We start from the raw sequence: 24,233 nt of genomic DNA, 5'->3' as shown, positions 1-24,233 counted from the left end.
GGCCCGAATGACCGGACGGCGCCCGTCCGTTGGCCTGAACGTGGTGTCATGTGCCTTGCCCGGTGGGCACGGAGCGGCCCCTCCGGATCCCCGGGGATCCGGAGGGGCCGCGGCGCTGCCGCCGAACAGGTCGGCCGGGAGCGTCAGTTGGCGATGCCGCAGTACTGCTGCTGCTTGCCGATCGCGCGGTAGACGCAGTCGGCCGTCTCCACCAGCCGCAGCACGGCCTCGCGGTTGCGGCCGGTCTCCCGCCCGATCACCTCGTCGGGCGGGTAGAAGCCGCTCGCGCCGTTCGGACCGGGGTACATCTCGAAGGTGTAGGCGAAGATCCGCTGGGCGCCCCACAGCCAGTCGTCGATCGACCCGTCCGTGATGTAGAGGTCGCTGGACTGCTCCGGCGTGTAGTTGTTGGTGGCGGCCATGGACCGGCCGAGGGTGGCGAAGGTGTCGTACTCGTCGGCGGACATGCCGGTGGTGGTGTTGGCGGTGGTCCAGCCGAACGGCCAGAGCACCAGCTCGCTGTAGGTGTGGAAGTCGATGGCCGCGGTGATCTGCTGCTTGCCGCCCACCACCCGGCTGCGCACGAAGTCGGCGACCACCTTGGTCTCCTTGGCGGACTCCGGTCCGGTGCCCCGGTAGGTCTCGCTGGAGGTGGAGCCGGAGGAGCCGCCGCAGCAGCCGAACCTGTAGTCCCAGTTGCGGTTGAGGTCGGTGCCGACGTAGCTGCTGCCCGGGTTCGGCTGGCGGTCCTTGCGCCAGCTGCGGTAGCGGCCGGTCGCGATGTCGTACTCGCCGCCGTCCGGGTTGAGGTCCGGGACCACCCAGATCTCGCGGCTGTTGACGGCGTTCGCGATCCGGCCGTCGGTGGCGTACTTGTCGCCGAACTCGTGCAGCAGGTAGAGCGACATCTCGACGGTGAGGTGCTCCCGGGCGTGCTGGTGGGCGGTGAAGAGCACCTCGGGCTCGTTCTCGTCGGTGCCGACGTTGTCGCTGATCTTGACGGCGACGATCGGCCGGCCCTCGTAGGAGGTGCCGATGACCCGCTTGCTCATGATGTCGGGGTGGGCGGCGACGACGGCGTCGATGTCGGACGCGGCCTCCGCGTAGTTGTGGTAGCCGGAGTCGGCGGACGGGAAGTCGTACAGCGCCGCGCCGACGCCCTCCAGGCCGGGCTCGGCGCCGTACTGCGGGCCCGGCAGCGGGACGGGCGACCAGCCGAGCGCGCGCAGCCTGGCGGCCTCGGCCGGGGTGGCGGTGACGGTCAGCGAGTCGGGCCGGACGGCGTCCACGGAGGCGCCGGTGGCGGCGATCCCGGTGCGCTCGGCGACGGTCCGGGGGCCGTCGAGGCGGTACTGCCGGGCGGTGTCGGCGCCGGTGGCGGAGGCGGAGGCGGAGGCCGGCTGGGCCGTGGCCTGGGTGGTGAGCGGGAGGGCGAGGGCGAGAGCCAGCAGGACGGCGGTGGCCGTGGCGGGCTTCCCTCGGCGGGGCAGTCGCATGACTGTCCTCCTGTGGGGGTCCGTAGGGACGGAACGGTGGAGGAGGCGGGTGCGGCGCCGCGAGCTTGATGGTCCGTCAATGTCATGCAATCGTCAAGGAGTTGGGTGAAATGACGAGGGGACCGGCCGGATCGCGCGCCGGGTCAGGGCGCCGGTGCGCTCTGGTCCGCCGCCGCCCCGCAGGTCGCCAGGCTGCACCAGCGCCGCCGCCCGCCCGCGTCCAGGAACAGCCAGCCGCAGTCCGCGCTCGGGCAGCGCTGGACGGTCAGCCGGCGCGGGTCGGCCAGGAGCTCGGCGGCGGTCCGGGCGGCCGCGTACAGCGGCAGCCGCAGCCCGGCCGACGGCGGCAGCCGCCACTGCGCCAGACCGTCCTCACCGCGGGTGAACACCGCCGCCCGGGTGGCGCGTTGGACCACGGCGGCGACCTCCCCGAAGGCCGCCCCGTCCTGCGGGCCGGTCAGGCACGCGTACAGCGCGGAGCGGAACGCGCGGGCCTCGGCCAGAACGGCCGCCGCCTCCTCCGGGCGCCGCTCGGCCTGCCGGAGCAGCGCCTCGACCAGCGGCGGCGCCGCGAGGTCCTGGTGCCCGGCCCAGACCGCGAGCGTGGAGTAGCGGCGCAGCCAGTCCGATCCGGGCAGCGGGGCCGGGGCACCCCAGCCGGCGAAGGTGTTGCAGAACTCCAGCGCCGGGTGCCCGCCCGCGCTCCACGGCAGCCACTCCTCGCCCACCCGCACCGCGTACAGCGGCGCCGGTGGCCGGTCCAGCCGGGGGTCGGCGCGCAGGATCCGCTCGTGCAGCGCCGTCAGCTCGGCGCCCGGCTCGACTCCCAGCGTCTCCACCAGCGTCCGGCGGGTGCGCCGGTAGAGGGCGAGCGCCTCGCCCTGCCGGCCCGCCCGGTACAGCGCCGTCATCTCGGCGCGCACCAGCCGCTCGCGCGGCGGCAGGCCGGTCGACTCCTGCTCGGGAAGGGGCGGATCGGCGAGCAGGCGGTCGTGCCGCCCCATCGCCAGCAGGAGCTCAGCCCGCTGCTCCAGGGCCGAGAGCCGCAGCTGGAGCAGCCGCCCGCCGAGCCGTCCGCGCAGCGCGTCGTCGGCCACGTCGGCGAGCAGCGGACCCCGCCAGAGCGCGAGCGCCCGGTCGTGGCAGCGCAGCCGCTCGGCCGGGTCGCCGGTCGCCGAGGCACGGGCGGTGAGCTCCAGGAACTCGCGGACGTCGAGGCCGTGCGGGCCGGGTGCGAGCGCGTACCCGTCGTGCCGGGTGGCGAGCACCACGCCGTGCGGGCGCAGCCGGGCGCGCAGCCGGCCGATGTACGTGTGCACGGTGCCGCGCGCCGAGGCGGGCGGGCCGCCGTGCCAGAGCAGGTCGATCAGCCGCTCGGTGGTGACCGCCCGGCCGTCCTCCAGCAGCAGGACGGCCAGCAGGCAGCGCTCCTGGCGCCGGGTGCCGGCCAGGACGGGCTCGCCGCGGTGGTCGGCCTCGAAGGGGCCGAGCAGTCGGAACTCCATGGCGGGCCACCCTACGGTGCCCGTCGCGCCGTGGCCCCGGTGCGGCGGTGGTGCCCGTCCCGTCCCGCCGGAGCGGCCGACGGCGCCCCGCGCGGGAACACCTGACGACCGGTCGACCTTTCGGCCGAAATGCCCCCACCCGTCCTGATACGGCCGGGGACGGTGAGAATCCGGTCAGCGGCGGCTGCCAGGCTGGCCGCCGAACCGTCCGCGCCCCTCCAGGAGACCGACCATGCGCCGCACCCCGCTCCGCCTCGCGACCGCCGCCGCCACCGCCGTCACCGCCCTCGCCGCGAGCCTGGCCGCCGCCCCGGCGGCGGGCGCCGCCGGCCGCGGCGGCTGGGAGCCCTGGCCCTCGCCGTCCTTCGACCTGCCGGCCGGCTCCCGCTGCGACTTCCCGGTGCGCCTCGAACCCGTCGTCGACCGCGTCGAGCGGCACGTGCTGGCCGCCGACCCCGACGGCACCGTCCGCCGGGTCGCCTACCGGGGCGCCCTCGTCATGCGGCTCACCAACACCCTCACCGGCGCCCACCACGACGCCGACGCCGGCGGCCGCTCGCACGTCGAGTACCGGCCCGACGGCTCCCAGACCTGGCGCGCCAACGGCCCGATCCTGCTCGGCTTCGGCGCCGGCGCGGGCACCCTGCCCCGGGACCTCTACACCGTGGACGGCGTCTACACCGTCGACATCGACGCCACCGGCTACCGCACCCTCACCATCGCCCACGGCTCCGCCGAACCGCTCTGCGCCAAGGTCGCCTGACCCGCCCCCGTCCACCGGTCCCCGCCCCCGGTCCCCCCCCCCGGCCCGGAGCCGAGCCCGTCAGCCGCGTCCGAGCGCCACCACCCGCGCCCAGGCGGGCGGCTCCGGCCTCCGGTACCCGGAGCCGTCCTCCCGCCACCCGGTGGACCGCCCGAACAGGCCCACCACCGTCCGGCACGACGGCCGGGCCGTCGGCCACGGCGTCTGGCCGTCCGTCAGCACCACGACGACGTCCGGCCGCGGCCACGCCCGCAGCGCGGCCGCGAAGCCCTCCCGCAGATCCGTTCCGCCGCCGCCCACCAGCGGGACCTCCGCGGCCGCGCAGACGCGCTGCGCCGTCTGCGCGGCCGCGTCGCAGGACACCACGGTGACCAGGTCGCGGCGGCCCCCCACGGCCCGGCAGATCGCGGCGACCTCCAGCAGCGCGGTGCCCAACTCGGCGTCGCTGACAGAACCGGAGGTGTCGACGACGACGGTCACCCGGGGCGGCCGCCGCCGCAGCGAGGGCAGCACCGTCCCCGGCAGCGCGGCGGACCGGCGGGCCGGGCGGCCGTACGAGTAGTCCTCGCCGGCGCCCGCGCCGGACACCGCCGAGCGCACCGCCGCCCCCAGCAGCTCCCGCCACGGCTGCGGCGGGTGGAACGCCTCCTCGGCCCACCGCCGCCACCCCGCCGGGGCGTCGCCCGGGCTGCCGCTGATGGCCCGCGCCACCCGGAAGCGCACCGCGTCCCGCTGCTGGGCGCTGAGCCCGTGCGCGCCGTCCGGTCCGAGCTCCCAGCCGCGCGCCAGGCCGTCGGCGCCGCTGCCGCAGTCCAGCCAGGCGAAGTCCTGGGTCAGCGGCCCGAGCCGGAACATCCGCAGGTAGTCCTCCATCAGCTCGCCCGGGGGCAGCTCCAGGGCCTCGGGGGTGACGGCGCCCGCCGGCGCGACGAGTCCGTCGCCGAACACGTCGTCGTTGATCTCGCAGTCCGCGGCGATGTTCATCCGCAGCCGCTCCGCGGGGGAGGAGAGTCCGCGCACCCGGGCGAGCCGGTCCCCGCGCCCGTGGTGGTCGCGCAGCAGGTGGGACACCTCGTGCACCCAGACGCCCGCCAGCTCCTCGACGGGCGTGCGCGCGACGAAGGCGGGGGAGGCGTAGCAGCGCCAGTACCGGTCCACGGCCATGGTCGGGACGTCCCGGGACTCGACGACGTGCAGTGCGAACAGCGCCGTCGCCAGGTACGGACGGACCCGGACGGCGTGCAGCCGGGCGGCGTAGAGCTTGCCGGTGTCCAGCGTGCAGGTGTCCGGCCTGCCGGTGTCCACCCGGGCGGGCGGCGGCGCGGTCACCGGCGGCCCCCGCGGCCGGCCGGGGCGCCGCCGGTCCCCGCGACCCGTGCCACCGAGCGGTCCGCCCGGCGGGACAGCGCGACCACCCCGCCGAGGCGCTCGATGGTGGCCGGAACCTCCCAGTCCTCGCGCCGGAGCGCGGCGAGCGTGGTGGCCGGGACCACCAGCACGTCCGGCGGGCCGCTCTCCAGCGCCCGGGCCAGCAGCTCCCACGCCGCGTCCCAGCGCGCCCGGTCCGGGCGGCGGCGGACCGCGTCCACCACCCCGTCCAGCGCGGCCTGCCGCAGGTCCCCGCGTTCGGGCAGGACGGCCGCGGCCGGGTCGGCGAGCAGCGCCTCCGGGTCGGGCAGGTCCATCCGGTCCATCGCGGCGAGCAGTTCCAGCCCGGGGCCGTCCCCGACCGTGCCCCGGACCAGCAGGGCCAGCACCTCGCGCGAGGCCCCGGCGGCGGTCGCGAAGGCGATCAGCCGCACCGTCATCTCCCAGCTCCGGGGCGAGGGCCAGGCGCCGCCGCGGCGGGCCTCGCTCTCCGGCAGCCGGTGGACCAGTGCCGGTCGGACGGCGAGGAGTTCGCAGACCGCGCGGCGGGCGAGGGCCACCGCCTCCGGCAGCCGGGCCGGGGCGAGCTCCGGCAGGACGGCGCGCGGCCAGGTGCCGCTCAGGCCGCGGACCACCACCTCGTGGTCGTGCTCCCAGGGGAGGTGGACGAAGCGGTTGGCCAGCGGCGGGCTGAGCTCCCAGCCGTCGGCGGCCGAGGAGCGCGGGTTGGCGGCGGCCACGATCCGGACGCCGGGCGGGAGTTGCAGCGCGCCGATGCGCCGTTCGAGGACCAGCCGCAGCAGCGCGGCCTGCACGGCGGGCGGCGCGGTGGACAGCTCGTCGAGGAACAGCAGGCCCCGGCCGGCCCGGACCAGCCGGACCGCCCAGTCCGGCGGGGCCATCGGGACGCCCTGCACCGCGGGGTCGGTGCCGAGGACGGGCAGCCCCGCGAAGTCGGACGGCTCGTGGACACTCGCGATGACGGTGGTGAGCGGAAGCTCCAGGGTCTCGGCGAGCCGGGTGAGCGCGGCGGTCTTGCCGATCCCCGGCTCGCCCCACAGCAGCACCGGCAGGTCGGCCGCCACGGCGAGGGTCAGGGCGGCCAGCCGGTCGTCGGGGCGCGGCTCGGTGGTGGTGTCGTTCAGCAGTTCCAACAGGTCGCGGGCGATGTCGAGTTGGGGCGAAGAGGTGGCAGCGGGCATGCGGGAGGGGCCTTTCGGGAGGAGGGGAGGAACGGTGGCGTCAGCGGTGGTTCGCGTGACGCGGGCGGGAACGGCGTCCCTGCGGGCGGGGCCCGGCCGGGTGGGCCCGGAGCGGCGAGCGGCCGGCCAGGCCGGCGCGGAACAGCCCGTAGGCGATCCGCCGTTCGGCGGCCGCCGCGAGCTCGTCCCGCAGCGCGCCCGCACGCAGCAGGGCGTCCGGCCCGAGCAGGTCCTCGACGACGGACAGCGCGCCGGCGGCGTCGCCGTGCAGGAGGCGTGCGCGGACGTCGGCGAGGCTCTCCGGTCGGCGGTGCGCGTCGTCGACGGCCTGCAGACAGGGGAGCGGGGTGCCGGTGAGGGCCATCAGCAACTCCTCGCGGCGGATCTCCGCGGGAGTGTGGTCCAGGGCCGTCAGCACGCCGTCGACCAGGCCGATCCGGTGCCGGTCGCCGCGGCACTCGACGAGGCGCTGCCCGCCGGGAGCCGCACCGGGAGCCGCGCCGGATCCGGATCCGGGCCCGCCGTCGGCCGCCGAGTGGCCCGGAACCAGCGCCTCGGCCACCAGCGGGTGCAGGCGCTCGGGCCCGATGAGTCCGGCCCGGAGCAGTTCCAGGTCGGGCGGCACCCGGACCGCCGGGTCCGGCAGCAGCGGCAGTCGAGGGAGCATCGGCAGGGCGTCCCGCGCGGTGTGCCCGCCGGTGCCCGCCGCCACGACCACCTGCCGCCGCGCCCCGAGCCGGACGCGCACGGCGTCGGCCCCGTCGGGGTGTCCGTCGGCGCGGAGCAGGATCCGCGCCTCGGCCGCCCACCGCTCGGGGCCGCCGAGGCGCAGCGGCAACTCGCCGCTGCGGCGGGCGTCCCACAGGTGCCGGTGCAGGTCGAGCCGGAACCGCCGGCTGGGGTGCGGGTGCGGGTGCGGGTGCGGGTGGGCGTCGGCCCGGTCGGCGGTGCCGTCGTGGAGTGCGAGTGCGAACCGCTGTCCGCCGCTCGCCCAGCCGGGCGGCGTCCGCACCACCAGGTGCACGTCACCGTACCGGGCGAGCGGGACGGTCAGGCCGGGCCGCAGCAGCCCGTCGGGTGCGATGCGCGGGAGGTGCCAGCGCAGCAGGTCCGGTGCCAGCCCCTGGAGGTCGCCCCGGATCCGGGCGGTGAGTTCGCGCCCGTACCGGCGCGCGGTGGTGCGCAGATCGAGGTCGACCTCGACTCCGGCGGCGGCGCAGGCCCCCGCCCAGTCCCCGGCGAGCCGCCGGGCCGTCGTCGTCTCGATGACCGAGGCCGGCACGGCGAACTCGCGCACGTGCAGCCAGAAGGAGAGCCGGGAATCCCCGTGCGCGGAGTGCCTGGACATCAGCACTCGCCTTGCGCGGACGGGACCCCCACTTCGTGAGGAGAAGGAATCATCATCGGGCGTGAGCGTAGCCGCCTCGGGGCCCGCGGCGCCACACCTTTCCGCCCGGCGCCGCCGACGGCGGTCCACGCGGTGCGCGCGCGGCCCGCGAGCGGTGGGCGGTGGACGGGGCGCGCCGCTCGCGGGCCGGGCCGGGGCGGTCAGTTCACGGAGACCGCGGGGCCGCCGGGCAGGGTGGAGTCGGTCATCGGGCCGTAGGCGGCGGAGAAGTAGCCCTCGCCGGGACAGAGGGCGGATCCGCCGCTCTTGACGAAGTGCGCGTTGCGGAAGACCAGGGCGTGCGCGGTGTTGTCGGCGGTCCCGGTGAAGGCGCCGCTGAGCTGGTAGGTGCAGGTGAGGGTGCCGAACCAGCTGTTCAGCACGGCCGAGGCCTGGATCGGTCCGGCCGGCCCGGCGGTGAGGGTGACCGGCAGGCCGGCGGAGTCGGCGACCGTGACGTTGTAGGCGAGGTTGCCGACCGTGAGGCTCTTGACCGAGGTGACGCCGGTGACGTTGGCCGTGCAGGAGCCGAAGCTCAGGCCGGTCAGGGACGCGGTGGCGGTGCCCGGTGCGGCGGGGTTGCCCAGGACCTTGGCGGTCAGCGGCGAGGTGCCGCAGAAGACCCCGGTCGAGCCGGTGGTGTCGGAGGAGAAGGTGGCGCGGGTGCCCGCGGCGAGCGGTGCGAGCAGGACGTCGCCGACGCCGACGGCCGCTCCGCCGGCGGTCAGCACGGGGCCGGCGGCGGTCGGCCCGGCAGCGGGGGCGGGGGCGGCGGCGGCCGGGAGGGCGCCGACGGCCAGGGTGGCGGCGGCCGCGGCCAGGGCAAGGCGGGGGTGCAGGCGCATGGGGGTGCCTCGTTCTCGGTGGGGGGCGAGCGGGCGGACTCCCGGAACGCCGGGGAAGCGGGGCCCGACGACGGGGAGTCACTACGTTGTAGAGCGGTGTCCGCACACCGTCAAGGAGTGCGGCGACACCTGCTGACAATTCGTCAGCAACAGTCGTCCGAGGTCTTGCCAGGCCGCCGGGCGCTCCCTACCGTCGAGTAGCGCCCACGTCGACCGTCCGCCGTCCCGGACCGCGTGCGCCCTTGTGGGCCGCGCACGCGCCAAGGAGTCGCGATGTTCCCGCCCCGCCCCCGGCGCTCCCGCCGCAGCCTCCCGCGGACCCTCCTCGCCGCCGCGGCCGCACTCGGCCTGGCCCTGCCCCCCGCCACCGCGGCCGCCGACGGCCGGCCCGCCCCGGGGGCCGCCGCCCTGCGGGAGGTGATGTTCGTGGGCAACAACTGGGACGGCACCGCCGACGTCGTCACCGCCCGCGGCGACCTCGCCCGGATCGGCCGGATCAACGTGATCCCCGACAAGGACCAGCGCCTCGCCGAGATCTACCTCAACCCCGTCAAGCTCGGCTACTTCCTCGGCGTCCGGCTCGGCCCCGGCGAGGGCCACGACCAGTTCGTCGACGACATGTACACCACCCCGGACGGCACGGCCCTGGTCGTCTCCCGCCCGAGCCTCGCCGACGTGGTCTCCCTGGACCTCGCCACCGGCCGGATCAACTGGCGTTTCCCGGTGGCGGGTTACCGCTCCGACCACATGGCCCTCTCGCCCGACGGCACCCGCCTCGCGGTGTCCGCCTCCACGGCGGACACGGTGCACGTCCTTGACATCGCCACCGGCCGGCCGATCGGCTCCTTCGGGACCGGCGACAAGCCCCACGAGAACCTCTTCACCGACGGCGGCCGGCGGATCTGGAACATGTCGATCGGCGAGGTCACCACCGCCCTCGACGCCCCCTGGCTGGACTGGACGAAGGGCGACCGCCGGATCACGGTCGCCGACGCCGACACCTTCGAGACGGTCAGGGTCATCGATATGCGGGAGCGCCTCGACGCCTTCGGCCGCGCCGACCTCTCCGACGCCGTCCGCCCGGCCGCCCTCACCCCCGACGGCTCGACGCTCTACTTCCAGCTCTCCTTCTTCAACGGCTTCGTCGAGTACGACGTCGCCGCCGACCGGATCACCCGGATCAGGACGCTGCCGAAGAACCCCGCGACCAGCGAGGACCGCACCACCTGGGTCAACGACTCCCGCCACCACGGCCTGGCCGTGAGCCCGGCCGGCGACCGGCTCTGCGTCGCGGGGACGATGGACGACTACGCCACCGTCGTCGACCGGGCCACCCTCCAGGAGGGCCCGCTGGTGCCCGCCGTCAAGCCCTACGGGGCGACGGTCAGCGGCGACGGCCGCTCCTGCGTCGTCTCCGAGAGCGGCGCCGACCGGGTCACCGCCATCGACTTCGCCACCGGCCGGCGCACCTCCTCCGTGGACGTCGGCGACCACCCCCAGCGCGTCCGCCTCGGCCGCGTCCCCGCCGCCTGGACCGGCCCCGCCGGCTCCTGAGGCCGGCCGCTACCCGCGCGCCGCCCGGCGGTAGTGGTCGAGGACGTCCCGGCGCAGCAGCTCGGCGAAGCCCGCGCCCTCCAGGCGCAGGGCGAGCTGGGGCTCGGTGAGGTTCAGGGCGGCCGCGGTGGCGGGCAGGTGCCAGTCGTGCGCGGCCAGGCGGTCCAGCAGGTAGCCGCGGCGGACCTGCGGTTCGGAGAGGCGGAAGGTCTTGAGGTAGGCGACGCGGCCGTGCTCGTCGGTGATCGCCTCGCCGATGTGGTTCTCCTCGCGGGGCCGGAAGTCCGGCAGGAAGCGGGCGAGGGTGAAGCGGCCGAGGCGGCGGACCGCGCGCGCCCGGTAGGCGGGTTCCAGCAGGCCGCCCGCCATGGTGCCGTCGTGGAAGGCCGCCCAGGCACGCTCCTGCTGCGCGACGGCGGCGCGCAGGTCGGCCGTCGAGGTGATCGGGCCGGCCGCGCGCAGGTCGGCGCGGAAGTCCGCCACGGGGGCGGACAGCAGGGCGTAGTGGTGGATCAGCTCGCCGTAGAGGTCGAGCAGCAGGGTGCGGTGCAGCGCGCGGTAGTCGTCGGGGTGCGGGACGGCGAAGGCGGCGGCGAGGGCGTCGGCGACGTAGACCACCAGGCCGCACTGGCCGGGGTGGAGCTCGAACACCCGCAGCGCGTCGGCCAGGCCGCGGACCCGGTCGCCGGCGTAGGCCTCCTCGGCGCGCGGGGACAGACCGCGCCGCAGGGCCCGCTCGGACCACTGCTCCCAGGCGACGGCCGGGCCGCCGAAGTGCAGCGCGAGGTAGCCGTCCAGGGCGAGGTGCAGCGGCAGGAAGCGCAGCCGGGTGCGCCCCTCGCGCTTGGCGAGTCGGCGCGGCACCCGGACCCGGACGCGCTCGGGCGGGCCGGCGGACGCACCGGGCGCGCCGGGGGCGTCCAGCCGGGTGCCGTACGCCGCCGCGGCGGTGCCGTCGCGCGTCCAGTCGGCGACGAAGCCGTGCGGGATGTAGGAGTGGTAGGAGACGTGGCGGCCGACCGGGACGGCGGCGTACTCCTCCTCGTACAGCTCCTGGTGCAGCCGCAGGTCGGCGATCGGCTCCGGGCGCACCAGCGGGACCAGGCGCACACCGCCCCACACCTGGGCGGGCCGGGTGTCCAGGCCGGTGAGGTCGAGGCGCAGGGACGACGGGGCGGCGGGCGGCGCGGAGCTCATCGGACGGCCACCTCGGGAGGAGCGGCGGACAGGAAGCGGGCGGTGCGGGCGGCCAGGTGCGCCGTCAGCTCCGCGAGGTCGGTGCGGCCCTCGGCGAAGCGGGCGAACTCCACCAGCGCCGGCAGGTCCTCGGCGTCGCGCAGCCCGGCGGTGGGCACCGTCGGGGCGAGCCGGCGCACGTCGAAGCCCTCCGCGTCGTAGACCGGGTTGAGGTGCACGACGCTGGTCCGGCGCTCCGGGTCCAGCCGGGTGCGCCACACCCGCAGTACCTCGGCGGCCAGGCCCGGCGGGGCGTTGTCCCAGCCGTCGGAGACGATCAGCAGGCGCTGCGGGGCGGTGTCGAGCGCGTCCAGGATCCGGCGGCCGAGCGGGGTCGGACCGGTCGGGCGGGCGAGCAGCGCGTCGGTGCGCCCGGAGGTCCACAGCGCGGTGTACTCGCCGGCCAGCGCCTCCAGCAGGAAGTGGCAGGCGAGCGCGGCGGCCAGCGGGCGGCGGCGCTTGACCCCCGAGCCGTAGGCCGACCAGCTGTCGTCCAGCACGGCCGTGACCCGGCCCCAACCGCCCTCGGCGGCCCCGGCGGCGCGCGCGGCCCGGCGCGCCGAGGCGCGCAGGGCGTCGGTCAGCTCCGCGCGGCGGGCGGTCCGGTCGGCGGGCGGCAGGCCCAGCACGTACGAGGCGAGCCGGGTGAGCGGCATCCGCCCGAGGTCCGCGGCGACGGCGCCGGCCCCGTGGGTGCGGGCCGACTCCTGGAGACGCAGCCGCTCCAGGGCGGTCAGCCGGGGCGCGATCCGCTCCAGGAAGGCGGCCCGCGGGATGCCGTGCCGCTGCGCGAAGGACTCGGCGACGGTGTAGGGGAGTTCGAAGACCGCGGCCTGCTGGTGGTGGGCGCGCCGCCAGGCGTCCAGCAGCGGCGCCTCGTACCTGGTCCGGCGGCGCGGGGCGAAGAGGAAGTCGCCGGTCTCCGCCTCGGCGGGCCGCAGGTGGGCGTGGCGCAGCGCCCGCTTGAGCCCGGCGCGGTACTTGACGGCGTCCAGGGCCTGGTCGGGGCGCGCGGCCAGCCAGTCGCGCAGGACGGCACGGGTGCGGCGGTTGTTGACCTTGGCGCGGCGCAGCTCGCCGATCAGCCGGTAGACCCGCTGCGGCGGCAGCAGCGCCAGCCGGCGGGCGATCAGCCGGCCCTCGGTGCGCCGCTGCTCCTCGGTGGCGTCGCGGGAGGTCTCCAGCAGGCGGCGGACGATCAGGGCGGCGTTGTGGTCGTTGATGTCGAGGGCGAGCGCGGCGGCGTACGGGCCCCGGTAGTTGACGCACATGTACGCGTGCAGGAAGTCCAGTGAGAGCTGCTGCTCGGCGGCCCCGCCGTGGAACTCGCGCTGGCCGGTGCCGGTGATCGCCGCGTTGACGAACAGCAGCACGTCCTCGGCGGCGACCAGGTCCCCGTACGTCTCCACCCGCCCGCCCCTCCGCCCGTGTCGTGTCCTGGGGCCGGCCGGGGAATGGGGGCACGAACTGCGAATCATTGCGGTAGGGGCACGTTCCGGAAGTCGCACCGGAGTCCCGCGGCCGGCCGGACGACCCTAACACCGGCCGACCGGGGGAGCGCACCCGGTTTTCCCGGCGGCCCCGGGAGGGGGCGGGTCAGGCGGGGGCGCCGCGCAGCTCCAGGGTGCAGCACTTCACGCTGCCACCCGCCTTGAGCAGCTCGGTGACGTCGATCCCGACCGGCTCGAAGCCCCGCGCGCGCAGCCGGGCCGCCAGGCCGACCGCCGCCTCCGGCAGGACCACCCGCAGGCCGTCGGAGACGGCGTTGAGGCCGAAGACGGCGGCGTCCTCGTCCGAGGCCAGCACGGCGTCCGGGTACAGCGCGGCGAGCGTCGCGCGGCTCTCCGGCGAGAACGCGGCCGGGTAGTACATGATCTCGTCGTCGCCGAGCACCGCGAGCGCGGTGTCCAGGTGGTAGTAGCGCGGGTCGACCAGCTCCAGGGTGACCACCGGGCGCCCGAGCAGGCGCTGCGTCTCCGCGTGCGCCCGGCGGTCGGTGCGGAAGCCCGTCCCGGCCAGGATCCGCTCGCCGGCCGGCAGGTAGTCGCCCTCGCCCTCGTTGGTGAACTCGGCCTGCGTCACCGTGCGGTAGCCGCGCGCCCGGAACCAGTCCAGGTACGCGGGGGCCTCGTCGGCGCGCTCGCGGTGCCGGAACCGGGCCACCAGGGCGGTGCCGTCGACGACGGTGGCGCCGTTGGCCGCGAACACCATGTCGGGCAGGCCGGGGACCGGCTCGATCAGCTCGACGGTGTGGCCGAGCTCCTGGAAGAGCGCGTGGAGCCGCTCCCACTGGGCGACGGCGCGGGCGGCGTCGGTCGGCTTCGCCGGCTCCATCCACGGGTTGATCGAGTAGTCGACCGTGAAGTGGGTCGGACGGCACATCAGGTAGTGGCGGGGGCGGGCGGTACGGGACACGGGCGGTCCTCTTCCTTCCGGCGGGGTGGTGCGGAGGAGTGGTGCGGCGCGGTCGGCGCGGTGGCGCCGGCTGCCCCGAGCGTGCCGGGCGCGGCGATCGCGGACGTGGCCGTGGCGTGCACGGCCGGCGGACGGCGGGGGTCCAGCGGGGGCGCGCGGTGCCCCGGCCGCCGCGCGACACGCGGGCAGGAACGTGCCTGCACCGGGGGTGCGCCGCGCCGGGGTGCACTGGCCGGGCCGCACACGCCGTCGAGGAGGAGGCCGCCGGATGGGGACGGGAACAGGAACGGGGACGGGGACGGGGACGGGGCCGGGCGGGCCGGGGGCCGGTCCGGTCCGGGTGCTGGACGTCTCCGGCCCGGACTACCGCCGGGCGTTCGAGCTGTTCCTCGCGGGCACCGACGAGAAGCCGCTCACCCACGCCCGCCTGGGCGAGGTCGTCGCCGGGCTGGGCCGCCGCGAGATGCTGCTGGACGTCGGCGCGGGCGAGGGGCGCACCACCGCGTACCTGGCGCGGCACTTCGCGCGCACGGTGGCCGTCGAGCCGAGCGCGGCGATGCGCGAGAAGCTGCGCCTGGCCTGCCCCGAGGCGCTCGTCCTGCCCGAGCCGGTGGCGGCGGCCGAGCCGCCCGGACCGGCGGACCTGGTCCACCTCTCGCACGTGCTGTACTACGTGCCGCCGCAGGACTGGCTGTCCACCGTGCGCCGGGTGCGGGGCTGGGTGGCGCCCGGCGGGGCGCTGCTGGTGGTGCTCCAGAACCCGGAGAGCCCCTGCATGCGGATGGCCGCGCACTTCACCGGCGTGCGCTACGACCTCGCGCCGCTGGCCGGGCAGCTGGCGGCCCAGGACGCGGACGGCTCCGCCGCGCAGTACGCGTACGCGCTGGAGGCCCTCGACCTGCACTACCGGACCGACCGGCTGGACGAGGCGGTGGACGTCGCCGAGTTCATGGTCAACGTGGCCGACCTGGCCGCCATGGACCCGCTGCCCGACCGGGCCGAGCTGACCGCCTACGTCGAGCGCCACTTCACCCGGCCGGACGGCGGCTACGCCATCGGCCACACCCAGGACATGCTGACGGTCCGCCGCGCCCCGCACTGACGGGGGCGGCGGCGGGGCACAGGCGGGTGCGGGGACGGGGCCGTCAGGCCCAGGGCAGCGCGGAGCGGGTGCGCCAGTACTCCTCGGCCGGCTCGGCGAGCGCCGCGAGGCCGTCCAGCGCGGCGGCGTCCACGGCGAGCCCGACGGCCTCCAGGTTGGAGGCCAGCTGGCCGGTGGTGGCCGCGCCGGAGAGCACCACGTCCGCCCAGGGCTGCGCGGCGACGGCGGCGAGCGCGAGGGCGTCGCAGGACGCGCCGGTGCGGGCCGCCAGGGCGCGCAGCGCGGCGGTGTCCGGGCCGGTGGCGTTGCGGTCGGCGAGCCGGCCGTTGGCCATGCCCTCCTTGACCACCACCAGCCACCCGGCCTCGCCGGCCTCGGCGAGCGCGGGGCCGACGGAGGGCTCCAGCAGGTTCCAGGTGGACTGCACGGCGGCGAACAGCGGCCGGCCGTCGACCGTCACCTCCAGGGCGGCGCGCACCGCCTCCGCCTGCGCCGGGCCGCTGGTGGACAGGCCCACCCGCACGCCCTCGGCGGCCAGCGCGGCGAGCCGCGCGTGCAGCACGGGGTCGGTGAGCGCGGGGCTGTCCGGCGTGACCGAGTGCACCAGGTAGAGGTCCGGCAGCCCGCCCAGCAGCGCCCGGGTCTCCGCCACCTGGCGGTCGAACACCGCCGTGGAGTGCTCCTTGACCTCGTGCACCGGGACGCCGGAGGTCCGCCAGTCGGCGGTGTAGGTGTAGCCCCACTTGCTGCCGACCGTCACCTCCGGCGCCGCCTGGGGGCGGGCGGCGAGCCAGGCGCCGAGGAACTCCTCCGCGCGGCCGTACGAGCGGGCGGTGTCGAAGTAGCGCACCCCGGCCGCGAAGGCGGCGTCGAGCAGGGCGTGGGTGCGTTCGCGCAGGGCGTCCACGGTGCGCTCGGCGGGCAGGTCGAGGTCGCGGCCGAGCGTGATGTACCCGGGCCGGCCGACGGCCGCGGTGCCCAGACCGAACCGCGCGATCGACGGTTCGGCGGCTTCGGCGGCGGTGTCGGCGGCGGTCGGCATGGCGGGGCTCCTTCGGGGGCTTCGGCGGCTGGGGTCCGGGGCGCTGCGGGTGCCCGCCCCTCCCGCACCCTATCCGTCGGGCCGTCGCTGACCTGCGTCGACGCCCGGCCGGAGGCTTTCCCGGCGGCCCTTCGGACGTTCCGTCGGCACCGGCCCGGAGCTCTGTCGGTGCGCGCCCGGAGCCCTGTCGGCAGCCGTCGCCGGTGGCCTATGCTCCTGAACCGCGAGAACGATGATCACCACGGGGAGGCGCGGCCATGGACTACCGGATCGAACGGATCGGCGCGGCGGACTGGGAGCGGCTGCGGGAGGTGCGCCTCGCGCAGCTGCTCGACACGCCCATGGCCTTCCTGGAGACCCATGAGACCGCGCTCGCCCACGGGGAGGAGGAGTGGCGGGCCCGGGTCCGCCGGGTGAACGAGCCCGGCAGCCTCGGCCTGGTCGCCGTCACCGGGACGCCGGGGGAGTGGATCGGGACGATGATCGGCCTCACGCCCGAGCCCGGCGCGGCGCTGCTGGTCGGCGTCTGGGTCGCCCCGGAACACCGCGGCCGCGGGCGCGGTGTGACGGACCTGCTGCTGGACGCCGTCGTCGCCTGGGCGCGCGACGAGGCCGGGGCGCGGCGCCTGCTGCTCACCGTGCACGAGGACAACGCCCGGGCCGCCGCCTTCTACCGCCGCCGCGGCTTCGACTTCACCGGCACCACCAAGCCGTACCCGCTCGACCCGGCCGCGCGCGAGCTGGAGATGGCCCTCCCGCTGGACTGACGGGCCCGCCTCCGCGGCGCGGTCGCACCTCTGCGGAACGGTCACACCGCTGTCGCGCTCCAGCGGTCGAGCGTTCCGCTCGCGTCGTCGTAGGTCAGCCAGGTGCCGTCCCCGAGCGGGCGCACATAGCTGTCGACGGGGCCGGCGGGATAGCCGACCGTGCCCCGTATCTCCAGGGTGCGGGCGTCCAGCAGCCAGTGCCGCGTGCGCTCCGGAGCGCCGTCGGAGTCGACCGTCGAGGCGATGACGGTGTCGGCGTCGACGAAGCCGCAGCAGCGGTCCCAGCAGGGCGGATCCTCGTCCTCGTCCTCGCCCTCCGCGGGCTCCCGCTCGGCGAGCACGGTGCGGTCCAGCCCGTGCAGTCGCAGGTCGGCGCCGTTGTCCTCGACCGTCAGGAACCCCGGGTGGCCGGGGTGGACGTCCGCGAGGATGCGGTCCAGGTGGTGGCTGACGACCCAGCCGTCGAGCTCCGCGCCGTCCCAGCGGGCCCAGTGGACCAGCACGCCGTCCTGGCCCATGCCGATGTCGAGGGCGACATGGGCGCCGTCCGGGTGGGGGAGCTGGTGCGAGCCGAGGGCCGTGCTGTCCCGCAGCGGCCGGCGGGCCAGCTCCGTGCCGTCCCCGGCGTCCAGGAGGACCCAGTGCTCGCGGGAGTTCTGCGCCGCCGACGCGGAGACGATGTGGGCCCAGACGAATCGGCCGTCCTCGGAGACCAAGCAGGAACCGTGCTCCGGGCCGGGGCACACCTCCGGCTCGCCGTCGGTGTGCGCCGGGCTGCTCCCGCACCCCCAGCACGCGTGCGGGTACTCCCACAGCGGTGACCCGTCCCGCGCGACCGCCCGCACGGCGCGCTGGTCGGTGAACACCGCGAACGAGCCGTCGGGGCTCACCGACTGCCCGCCGTGCTCCCACCCGGGCCGGGGCACCGGGAAGACCGCGGCCGGCGCGCGCTCCCCGGCGAACAGCTCCTCCAGGTCATGGACCTCCAGCTCCGACCCGTGCCGGAGCAGGGCGCGGAGCGATCCGTCCCCGCGGCGCTCCAGGGCGAAGCCGTCGACGAGTGCGGCGCCGCCCGGCAGCTTCACCGAGGCGCGCAGGTGTGCGGTGATCGACATGCCCCGAGGCTAGCGCGGGGCACCGACAACGGCGTCGGCCGCCGGGTACGCCGAGGCGAAGGTGAACGCACGGGGGGAGGGCCCGTTCGCCCGCAGGTCCGCCAGCCGCTCCAGCGCCTCCGCCACGCCCGGCCGGTGTCCGGCGGGGACCCACCAGAGCACCAGGTGCGCCCGGACGTGTCGTTCGAACCACTCGCGGCGCCGCCGCACCACGTCCAGGTGCCCGCTGCGGTAGGTGAAGTCCCACAGGGCCTCCGGGCTCTCCCACACCGACAGGTTGACGATGACGTCCTCGCCCGCCGGACGCAGCCCGGTGGCGTCGGCGGCGCCGTCCCCGACCAGCCGCCAGACGAAGCCGGGCGCGCCGTCGGCCGCGGCGTTCACCGGGTCGAGCAGCTCGACGAACGGGGCGATCCGCGGGTCGTCGAGGGGGTGGCTGAGCGTCGCGACGTTGAGCTGGGCGAGCTGGGCGGCGGGCGTGGGTGAGGTCATGTCCCGCATTCCAGCACGGCCCCGATTTCTATGTCAATCATCGTTGTTTTTAGATTCCTCGACCACCACGCAGCACTCGCCGGGGCGGGGGTCCATCCGCGCGCGCAGCGCGCCGTCGGTGCCCAGCCACCCCTCCAGCAGGGCCAGGTTCATGCCGCAGACCAGCGGCGGGAAGTGTTCCGCGACGGCGTGGAACGGGCAGTTGCGCATCCGCAGGGCCTCCCGGTCCGGGCCCTCGGCCCGCTCCGGGTACGGCTCGTAGCCGCGGGCGGCCAGCAGGTCCGCCGCCGCGGCGAGGTCGCCGCAGGGGCCCGCCGCGGCGCGCAGGGCCTCGCCCCGGCGGCGCGCGGCCGCGCCGAGTCCGGCGTCGAGACCGGCCTCCTCGGCGGCCTCGGCGAGCAGTTCGGCGGCGGTGCGGTAGTCGCGCGCGGGCAGCGACACCGACCGCTCCGCCCGCGCCCGGGTGTACACCTTGGCGGGGCGCCCCGCCCCGGGGCCCGAACGGCCGGTCAGCCGGCGGCTGCCGGTCTCCAGGAGTCCGGCCCCGGCCAGTCGGTCCAGGTGGTGCGCGGCGAGCGTGCGGGTCACCCCGGCCGCCTCGGCGGCCTCGTTGCGGCCGACCTCGCGGCCCTGGGCCGCCACGTACTCGTAGAGCCGGCGGCGCACCGGATCCTGCAGCAGCGCGATCGCGTCGATGTCCTTCATCCGGCCATTCTAAGAACGACACGGATTGGCCATAGAGCGGTGGGCCGCTCAGGTGTAGTGGCCCCCGGTGACCTCCGGCAGCGGGTCCTCGACCGGGTCCAGCAGGCGCGGGCCGTCGTTGCGCACGCTGTTGACCGCCGTGGCCACCGGCCGCACCAGCAGCTCCCCGGAGGGCGCGTGCAGCAGGCCGCGCACCTCGCCCGGGTCGGTGACCACGGGGTCCAGCCAGGCGTCCACGGCGTCGGGGGCGAGGGTGACGGGCATCCGGTCGTGGATCCGGCCCGCCGCGTCGGTCGCCTCGGTGGTCAGCACCGTGCAGGTGACCAGCCAGGCGGCCGGGTCGTCGTCCTCCGCCACCGCGCGGTCGCGCCAGAACTCGTAGAGCCCGGCCATCAGCAGCAGGCCGCCGTCGGGCCGGTGCAGGTAGTACGGCTGCTTGTACGCCTTGCGCCCCTCGGCCGCCGCGACCGGACGCCACTCGAAGTAGCCGTCCGCGGGCACCACGCACCGCCGTTCCTTGAACGCCTTGCGGAACGCGGGCTTCTCGTGCGCCGTCTCCACCCGGGCGTTGATCATCCGCGCCCCGGAACCCGGGTCCTTGGACCAGGACGGCACCAGGCCCCACCGCAGCGACCGCACCTGCCGGGTGATCTCCCCGGTCTCCCGGTCGACCCGCTCCAGCACGCCGGCCACCTGGTCCGTCGGCGCCACGTTCCAGGACGGCGCCAGGGCCTCCGCCGCGGGCCACGCGGACGCGCGCAGCAGATCGGCCAGATCGGACGGGGTGGTGGTGGAGACGAAGCGACCGCACATGCGGCCCATCCTGCCCTCCGGCCCCGCCGCTCGTCACGCGCACCGCCGCACCGGGCGGCCGCGAGCCCGGACCGCCACAGTGCGGCAACACCCGTGACACAGTGCCGTGCTGTCCTTTGGTGAGGCGGCAGACCGGTCCGGGGGCGGGCCGCCGACCCCGGTCGGGCGGTGGCGGCCGACACCCGGCCTTCGCACGCCGTCACGCCCGCCCCGGCCGTCCGCCCACGGGGGCGGACGGCCGCGGTGCCCGACGCGCGTGCTCCCGCCGCGCCGCCGTGCCTTCACCTCCAAGGAGCCAGACGTGAGTGAGACCCTCCAGCAGACCGGCCCCGGGACCGGGACCGACGCCGCGGAGGCGGCGTACGCCAGTCCCGCCGACACCGCCGTCCACGGCGAGTACCGGATCACCAGGGCCCCGGGCGACGAGCGCCCGCTCTACCGCTTCACCGGACGGATCACCGCCGACGGCAGCAGCGGCTTCCGGGCCGAGCCCGGCCGGTACCACGTCTACGCGGGCTGGTTCTGCCCCTGGGCGCACCGCGTCACCCTCCAGCTCGCGCTGAACGGGCTGGAGGACGTCGTCTCGGTCTCGTACGTGGACGGCGAGCGCGACGGCCGGGGCTGGGCGTTCCGCGAGACCCACGGCCCGGACCCGGTCAACGGCTTCACGCTGCTGCGCGAGGCCTACGACCGGACCGAGCCCGGGTTCGACGGGCACGTCTCGGTGCCGACGCTCTGGGACCGGCACACCGGCCGGGTGGTCAGCAACGACTTCACCGGGATCGGCATCGACCTGGCCACCCGGTTCGGCGCGTGGGGCAACGGGGCCGACACCTACCCGGAGGACCTGCGGGCGGAGATCGACGCGCTCGACGCCGAGCTGCACCCGGCGGTCAACCAGGGGGTCGGCGCGGCGGCGGGCAGCGACCCGGCCGGGCTCGCGGCCCGCGCCCTGCTGCTGGACGCCTTCGCGGAGCTGGACGCCCGGCTGGCCGACCGCCGCTACCTGCTGGGCGACCGGCTCACCGAGGCGGACGTGCGGCTCTGGGTGACGCTGGTGCGCTACGACGCCAGGTCCAACCATGACCGCTCGATCAACCCGGGCCTGGCCGAGTACCCGCACCTGTGGGCCTACGCCCGCGACCTCTACCGGCTGGAGGCGTTCCGCCGCACCACCGACTTCGCCACCTTCACCCTGCCCGGGGCGCGGGTGCCGGACTGGAACGCCCCGGCCGAGCGGCCGCGGGCCCGCTGACCCCGGCCACGGCCGGCGCGGTCCGGCCGGTCCGGCGGAACCGGACCACGCCCTCGTCCGGGACGCCCCGGGCACCGTCGCCGACCTGGGTCCGGGCAGTGCGGCGACGGCCGTGAACAATGCGGGCACGGTGGTGGGCAGCGCCGGAGGCCGTGCCGCGCGCCGGGCGGTCGACGGCACACCGCAGCCGCTCGACCCGACCGCGTTGCCGAGCGTCGCCACCGCCGTCAACGACCAGGGCCTCGTCGTCGGGTGCACCGGCGACCCGCCACCGGCCCGCGCCCAGTTCTGCGCGCAGCGCTGGAACCCCGACGGGTCGCGCTTCGCCCTTCCCCCGTGGTCGCGGGACGTCCCCTGCTCCGCGCCGTCCTTCGTCACCGACACCCGGATCGTCCTGGGGTCGATGTTCCCGCGGGGCATCGCGGACTACGGCAGGCCGTTCCCCGTCCGCTGGGACCTGTAGGCCCTCCCCTCCGGACCACCCCCGGCGGCTACCGCCGGGGGTGGTCCGGAGGGGGAGCGGACCCATCGCTACCGCGTCAGTTGAGCGAGGGCAGGTTCCAGTAGCAGTTGTACTCGTCCTTGGTCGCGGTGATGATGTAGTCGCCGGTCTTCGGACCGACGACGCCGTCCTGGTCCAGGCCCGCCCAGCGCTGGAGGGCGACGACCGCCCCGTAGGTGTCGGGGCCGAAGGCGCCGTCGACCGCGACCGTGTGGTAACCGGTCTGGTAGTGCAGGCTGTTGGAGATCAGCTGCACGCAGCGGACGCTGTTGTACGCGTTGGCCTTGCCGTAGCCGACCCAGAGCGAGCCGGAGTTGGGCACGGCCTGGGCGCTGCCCGCGACCCCCACCGTGGCCAGGGCGGTGGCCGCGAGCAGGAAGGCGCCGCGGCGCTTGAGGGACGTGCTGTTCATGAAAACCCCCGTTGGTCGTGAAAGACGATGATCATCGAGCCTCCGCCCCGTGCGGGTCAACCCCTGACGGCCCGCCAGTGCCCGGTCCGGTCCGGGCCGGTGCTTGCCGAGCGGTGGTCGCCGACCAGTAAGATCATCTTGCAACACGACGCGAACGGGGAGCTCATGGCGCGGGTTGCGGTGATAGGCGCGGGCATCGGCGGGCTGGGAACGGCACTCATGCTCGGCCGGCGGGGTCATGCGGTCACGGTGTTCGAACAGGACGTCCGGGAGGCCGGCGACGACCTGCACGAGGACTTCTTCCACTGGGACAGGCCCCGGGTCCCGCAGGCCGTCCAGCCCCACTCGTTCCTCGCCCCGGTGCGCACCGTGCTGCACGCCGAGGCCCCCGACGTCCACGCGGACCTGCTGGCGCGCGGCGCCCGGGAGTACCACGACTTCGACTGGTTCGGCGAGCACCCCCCGTACCGGGTCGGCGACGAGGAGCTGGTGACGCTGCGCACCCGCCGGATCGTGCTGGAGGCCGCCCTGACCGCGGCCGTCCGGCGCGAAGGCGGCGTCGAGGTGCGGCGCGGCGCCCGGGTGCGGGGCCTCGACCTCGCGCCGGGCCGCCCGGCTCGGGTCACCGGTGTGCGGGTGGACGGGGAGACCCACCGGGCGGACCTCGTCGTCGACGCGTCCGGCCGCCGCTCGCCGGTACCCGGCTGGCTGGTCGGGGCCGGCTGCCGCCCGCCCGCGGTCGAGAGCCACCGCGCCGGGATCGCCTACCTCTGCCGCTGGTACCGGCTGCGGACCGACGGCCCCCGCGACCCCGGGCGGGTGAAGACCGGTTCCTCCGCGCCGTTCGCGCTCGCCGGCGTCTTCCCGTCCGACAACGACACCGTCGCGGTGAACCTGGTGCTCTCCACGGCCGACCCGACCCGCGGCGCGCTCACCGACCCCGTCGTCTTCGAGGCCGCAGCCCGCCGCTTCCCCGCCACCGCCGCCTGGCTCGACCTGGACCCCGAGCCCCGGTCGGCCGTCCTGGCGATGGCCGGACTGGACAACCGCTGGACCTCCCTGGCCGACGACGACGGACCCGTCGTCACCGGCCTGGTCAACGCCGGGGACAGCCTCGTCCACACCAACCCCACGCTCGGCCACGGCGTGGCCCTCGGCCTGCGCGCCGCCCAGCACCTCGCGGCCCACGCCGACGCGACGGCGGCCGACCCCGCCGGCTACCACACCTGGACGGCGCAGGCCCTCCGCCCGTGGTTCGACGCCCAGGTGGCGGCCGACCGAGCCAACGAGCAGCGCCTCACCGACGACCCGCCGCCCCCGGACCGCCGTGCCGCCGCCCTCGCCGCCTGCGCCTTCGACGACCCCGTCGTGATGCGGGCCCGCGCCCAGGTCCGCCACCTCCTCCGGACCCCCGACGACGCCTACGGCACCCCCGAGGTCGACCGCCACCTCACCGCCTGGCTCGCCGCCCGCCCCGACTTCACCCCCCACCACGACGGCCCGACCCGCGCCGAGTGGGACACCCTCCTCCCGGCCTGACCCCCGCCGCCGGCGCGAACCGCTCCCGGACGCCGACCCGGACAGGGCGCCGACCGGGCCGGACAGCCCCGGGCCGTCCGGGACGCCGCCGGACCGTTGCCCCGGGCACCCTCCGGGCATCAGCCTCGGAGCGATCGGCAGCGGTGCCGGCGAAGGAGGAATCGTGGTGCGGAACATCATGGGGCGGGCCCGGATCCCCGGTGCGGTGGTGGCGGCCCTCATGCTCGTCTGCCTGGCGGCCCCGGCGAGTTCGGCGGCGGCGCGTTCCGGCCCGCCGGCCGCGGCGGCCGTGGCGGCGACGGAGTACAACCAGGCGGTGCTCGGGGGGCCGGTCCACAGCACGGGCCCCTGCGCGGAGTCCGCCGCGGGCGAGGCGTGCTTCCAGATGTACGGGGACCAGGTCTACCTGGTCGCGAACACCGCCGGGGCGTACGCCCGCTGGAGCAACTACCTCTGGAACGGCAGCTCCTGGCAGCTGTACCGGCAGGGCGAGTGCTCGATCTCGGTCGTGGGGACGTGGGGCCACTGCAACAAGGACTTCTACGAGGACAGCACCAGCCCCAATGCCTACGGATCCCAGGGCAGCGGCATCCGGGTCGCCATCTGTACCGCGAGCGGAAACTGCTCGGCGGAGACCTGGACCCGCAACAACGGCTGAGGGCGCACCTCTCTCCCGGCCCCGCGGCGCGAGCGGCGGGGCCGGGAGGCGTTCGTGCCG

23 protein-coding genes are annotated in these 24,233 nt (G+C 76.4%); 8 read left to right on the top strand and 15 right to left on the bottom strand.

Going from position 1 to position 24,233, the window contains the following annotated elements:
* Positions 1-143: 143 nt before the first annotated feature.
* Both ACFVFS_RS27230 and ACFVFS_RS27225 read right to left on the bottom strand, forming a co-directional pair.
* Positions 144-1,496 (bottom strand): M14 family metallopeptidase, encoded by a 1,353-nt coding sequence (locus ACFVFS_RS27230; protein ID WP_380627339.1) that lies wholly within the window; start codon positions 1,494-1,496, stop codon positions 144-146.
* A 143-nt stretch (positions 1,497-1,639) separates the two neighbouring features.
* Positions 1,640-3,001, bottom strand: coding sequence for a BTAD domain-containing putative transcriptional regulator (locus ACFVFS_RS27225; RefSeq protein ID WP_380627338.1), 1,362 nt, complete (start codon positions 2,999-3,001; stop codon positions 1,640-1,642).
* 232 nt (positions 3,002-3,233) lie between these two features.
* On the opposite strand from ACFVFS_RS27225, the gene ACFVFS_RS27220 reads away from it, so the two are divergent.
* Complete coding sequence (locus ACFVFS_RS27220; RefSeq protein ID WP_380627337.1) at positions 3,234-3,764, top strand: hypothetical protein; 531 nt, start codon at positions 3,234-3,236, stop codon at positions 3,762-3,764.
* Positions 3,765-3,824: 60 nt separating this feature from the next.
* On the opposite strand, the gene ACFVFS_RS27215 is transcribed toward ACFVFS_RS27220, so the two are convergent.
* The 4 genes from ACFVFS_RS27215 to ACFVFS_RS27200 all read right to left on the bottom strand — a co-directional run bounded on the left by ACFVFS_RS27215 (position 3,825) and on the right by ACFVFS_RS27200 (position 8,566).
* Positions 3,825-5,093, bottom strand: coding sequence for a VWA-like domain-containing protein (locus tag ACFVFS_RS27215; protein ID WP_380627336.1), 1,269 nt, complete (start codon positions 5,091-5,093; stop codon positions 3,825-3,827).
* Entirely contained in the window at positions 5,090-6,334 is a 1,245-nt protein-coding gene (locus ACFVFS_RS27210) for an AAA family ATPase (RefSeq protein ID WP_380627334.1), read from the bottom strand. Before ACFVFS_RS27210 ends, ACFVFS_RS27215 begins: the two co-directional genes overlap by 4 nt.
* A 40-nt stretch (positions 6,335-6,374) precedes the next feature.
* The gene (locus ACFVFS_RS27205; protein ID WP_380627333.1) at positions 6,375-7,682 is read right to left on the bottom strand and encodes a hypothetical protein; all 1,308 of its coding nucleotides are present in this window, start codon (positions 7,680-7,682) and stop codon (positions 6,375-6,377) included.
* Between the two features lie 200 nt (positions 7,683-7,882).
* Positions 7,883-8,566, bottom strand: coding sequence for a Tat pathway signal sequence domain protein (locus tag ACFVFS_RS27200; protein WP_380627332.1), 684 nt, complete (start codon positions 8,564-8,566; stop codon positions 7,883-7,885).
* 273 nt (positions 8,567-8,839) lie between these two features.
* On the opposite strand from ACFVFS_RS27200, the gene ACFVFS_RS27195 reads away from it, so the two are divergent.
* Positions 8,840-10,120 (top strand): YncE family protein, encoded by a 1,281-nt coding sequence (locus tag ACFVFS_RS27195; protein ID WP_380627331.1) that lies wholly within the window; start codon positions 8,840-8,842, stop codon positions 10,118-10,120.
* Positions 10,121-10,129: 9 nt separating this feature from the next.
* On the opposite strand, the gene ACFVFS_RS27190 is transcribed toward ACFVFS_RS27195, so the two are convergent.
* From ACFVFS_RS27190 to ddaH, 3 genes are all read right to left on the bottom strand, one after another.
* Entirely contained in the window at positions 10,130-11,317 is a 1,188-nt protein-coding gene (locus ACFVFS_RS27190) for a hypothetical protein (RefSeq protein WP_380627330.1), read from the bottom strand.
* A complete protein-coding gene (locus ACFVFS_RS27185; protein ID WP_380627329.1) occupies positions 11,314-12,765 on the bottom strand; it encodes a hypothetical protein in 1,452 nt (483 codons plus the stop codon). Before ACFVFS_RS27185 ends, ACFVFS_RS27190 begins: the two co-directional genes overlap by 4 nt.
* 187 nt (positions 12,766-12,952) lie before the next feature.
* Entirely contained in the window at positions 12,953-13,771 is an 819-nt protein-coding gene (gene ddaH / locus ACFVFS_RS27180; RefSeq protein ID WP_380627328.1) for a dimethylargininase, read from the bottom strand.
* A gap of 268 nt (positions 13,772-14,039) precedes the next feature.
* Between ddaH and ACFVFS_RS27175 the strand changes: the two genes are divergently transcribed.
* Complete coding sequence (locus tag ACFVFS_RS27175; protein WP_380627327.1) at positions 14,040-14,873, top strand: class I SAM-dependent methyltransferase; 834 nt, start codon at positions 14,040-14,042, stop codon at positions 14,871-14,873.
* Between the two features lie 43 nt (positions 14,874-14,916).
* Here ACFVFS_RS27175 and ACFVFS_RS27170 read toward each other — a convergent pair whose 3' ends face one another.
* Entirely contained in the window at positions 14,917-15,915 is a 999-nt protein-coding gene (locus tag ACFVFS_RS27170) for an aldo/keto reductase (RefSeq protein WP_380627326.1), read from the bottom strand.
* 257 nt (positions 15,916-16,172) lie between these two features.
* Between ACFVFS_RS27170 and ACFVFS_RS27165 the strand changes: the two genes are divergently transcribed.
* Positions 16,173-16,682 carry a GNAT family N-acetyltransferase gene (locus ACFVFS_RS27165; RefSeq protein WP_380627325.1) on the top strand — a complete coding sequence of 170 codons (510 nt, stop codon included), beginning with the start codon at positions 16,173-16,175 and terminating at the stop codon, positions 16,680-16,682.
* A gap of 41 nt (positions 16,683-16,723) precedes the next feature.
* On the opposite strand, the gene ACFVFS_RS27160 is transcribed toward ACFVFS_RS27165, so the two are convergent.
* The 4 genes from ACFVFS_RS27160 to ACFVFS_RS27145 are packed head-to-tail and all read right to left on the bottom strand — an operon-like array spanning position 16,724 to position 19,807.
* The gene (locus ACFVFS_RS27160; protein WP_380627324.1) at positions 16,724-17,797 is read right to left on the bottom strand and encodes a hypothetical protein; all 1,074 of its coding nucleotides are present in this window, start codon (positions 17,795-17,797) and stop codon (positions 16,724-16,726) included.
* 9 nt (positions 17,798-17,806) lie between these two features.
* The gene (locus ACFVFS_RS27155) at positions 17,807-18,289 is read right to left on the bottom strand and encodes a DUF3291 domain-containing protein (protein ID WP_380627323.1); all 483 of its coding nucleotides are present in this window, start codon (positions 18,287-18,289) and stop codon (positions 17,807-17,809) included.
* Positions 18,290-18,322: 33 nt separating this feature from the next.
* A complete protein-coding gene (locus tag ACFVFS_RS27150; RefSeq protein WP_380627322.1) occupies positions 18,323-18,994 on the bottom strand; it encodes a helix-turn-helix transcriptional regulator in 672 nt (223 codons plus the stop codon).
* A 48-nt stretch (positions 18,995-19,042) separates the two neighbouring features.
* On the bottom strand, positions 19,043-19,807 hold the full coding sequence (locus tag ACFVFS_RS27145) for an SOS response-associated peptidase (RefSeq protein WP_380627321.1): 765 nt from the start codon (positions 19,805-19,807) through the stop codon (positions 19,043-19,045).
* A gap of 301 nt (positions 19,808-20,108) precedes the next feature.
* Between ACFVFS_RS27145 and ACFVFS_RS27140 the strand changes: the two genes are divergently transcribed.
* Complete coding sequence (locus tag ACFVFS_RS27140) at positions 20,109-21,062, top strand: glutathione S-transferase C-terminal domain-containing protein (protein WP_380627320.1); 954 nt, start codon at positions 20,109-20,111, stop codon at positions 21,060-21,062.
* A 112-nt stretch (positions 21,063-21,174) separates the two neighbouring features.
* Positions 21,175-21,525: a hypothetical protein gene (locus tag ACFVFS_RS27135; RefSeq protein WP_380627319.1), complete on the top strand. Its 351-nt coding sequence runs from the start codon at positions 21,175-21,177 to the stop codon at positions 21,523-21,525.
* A 76-nt stretch (positions 21,526-21,601) separates the two neighbouring features.
* On the opposite strand, the gene ACFVFS_RS27130 is transcribed toward ACFVFS_RS27135, so the two are convergent.
* On the bottom strand, positions 21,602-21,976 hold the full coding sequence (locus ACFVFS_RS27130) for a peptidoglycan-binding protein (RefSeq protein ID WP_380627318.1): 375 nt from the start codon (positions 21,974-21,976) through the stop codon (positions 21,602-21,604).
* A 165-nt stretch (positions 21,977-22,141) separates the two neighbouring features.
* On the opposite strand from ACFVFS_RS27130, the gene ACFVFS_RS27125 reads away from it, so the two are divergent.
* Together ACFVFS_RS27125 and ACFVFS_RS27120 are read left to right on the top strand one after the other, a co-directional pair.
* Positions 22,142-23,515 carry an FAD-dependent oxidoreductase gene (locus ACFVFS_RS27125; RefSeq protein ID WP_380627317.1) on the top strand — a complete coding sequence of 458 codons (1,374 nt, stop codon included), beginning with the start codon at positions 22,142-22,144 and terminating at the stop codon, positions 23,513-23,515.
* Between the two features lie 163 nt (positions 23,516-23,678).
* The gene (locus ACFVFS_RS27120) at positions 23,679-24,173 is read left to right on the top strand and encodes a hypothetical protein (protein WP_380627316.1); all 495 of its coding nucleotides are present in this window, start codon (positions 23,679-23,681) and stop codon (positions 24,171-24,173) included.
* Positions 24,174-24,233: the final 60 nt, after the last annotated feature.

Source organism: Kitasatospora sp. NPDC057692 (assembly GCF_042799475.1).
In the GTDB taxonomy this organism is placed as follows: Bacteria; Actinomycetota; Actinomycetes; order Streptomycetales; family Streptomycetaceae; genus Kitasatospora.
This window is presented reverse-complemented; position numbering and strand designations above follow the sequence as displayed.

Bases quoted from the DNA above. Each gene is read 5' to 3' on its own strand.
- ACFVFS_RS27230 (WP_380627339.1), bottom strand. From the start codon at position 1,496: ATGCGACTGCCCCGCCGAGGGAAGCCCGCCACGGCCACCGCCGTCCTG.
- ACFVFS_RS27210 (WP_380627334.1), bottom strand. From the start codon at position 6,334: ATGCCCGCTGCCACCTCTTCGCCCCAACTCGACATCGCCCGCGACCTG.
- ACFVFS_RS27130 (WP_380627318.1), bottom strand. From the start codon at position 21,976: ATGAACAGCACGTCCCTCAAGCGCCGCGGCGCCTTCCTGCTCGCGGCC.
- ACFVFS_RS27125 (WP_380627317.1), top strand. From the start codon at position 22,142: ATGGCGCGGGTTGCGGTGATAGGCGCGGGCATCGGCGGGCTGGGAACG.
- ACFVFS_RS27170 (WP_380627326.1), bottom strand. From the start codon at position 15,915: ATGCCGACCGCCGCCGACACCGCCGCCGAAGCCGCCGAACCGTCGATC.
- ACFVFS_RS27160 (WP_380627324.1), bottom strand. From the start codon at position 17,797: ATGTCGATCACCGCACACCTGCGCGCCTCGGTGAAGCTGCCGGGCGGC.
- ACFVFS_RS27155 (WP_380627323.1), bottom strand. From the start codon at position 18,289: ATGACCTCACCCACGCCCGCCGCCCAGCTCGCCCAGCTCAACGTCGCG.
- ACFVFS_RS27145 (WP_380627321.1), bottom strand. From the start codon at position 19,807: ATGTGCGGTCGCTTCGTCTCCACCACCACCCCGTCCGATCTGGCCGAT.
- ACFVFS_RS27195 (WP_380627331.1), top strand. From the start codon at position 8,840: ATGTTCCCGCCCCGCCCCCGGCGCTCCCGCCGCAGCCTCCCGCGGACC.
- ACFVFS_RS27175 (WP_380627327.1), top strand. From the start codon at position 14,040: ATGGGGACGGGAACAGGAACGGGGACGGGGACGGGGACGGGGCCGGGC.
- ACFVFS_RS27190 (WP_380627330.1), bottom strand. From the start codon at position 11,317: ATGAGCTCCGCGCCGCCCGCCGCCCCGTCGTCCCTGCGCCTCGACCTC.
- ACFVFS_RS27220 (WP_380627337.1), top strand. From the start codon at position 3,234: ATGCGCCGCACCCCGCTCCGCCTCGCGACCGCCGCCGCCACCGCCGTC.
- ACFVFS_RS27200 (WP_380627332.1), bottom strand. From the start codon at position 8,566: ATGCGCCTGCACCCCCGCCTTGCCCTGGCCGCGGCCGCCGCCACCCTG.
- ACFVFS_RS27150 (WP_380627322.1), bottom strand. From the start codon at position 18,994: ATGAAGGACATCGACGCGATCGCGCTGCTGCAGGATCCGGTGCGCCGC.
- ACFVFS_RS27165 (WP_380627325.1), top strand. From the start codon at position 16,173: ATGGACTACCGGATCGAACGGATCGGCGCGGCGGACTGGGAGCGGCTG.
- ACFVFS_RS27205 (WP_380627333.1), bottom strand. From the start codon at position 7,682: ATGTCCAGGCACTCCGCGCACGGGGATTCCCGGCTCTCCTTCTGGCTG.
- ACFVFS_RS27225 (WP_380627338.1), bottom strand. From the start codon at position 3,001: ATGGAGTTCCGACTGCTCGGCCCCTTCGAGGCCGACCACCGCGGCGAG.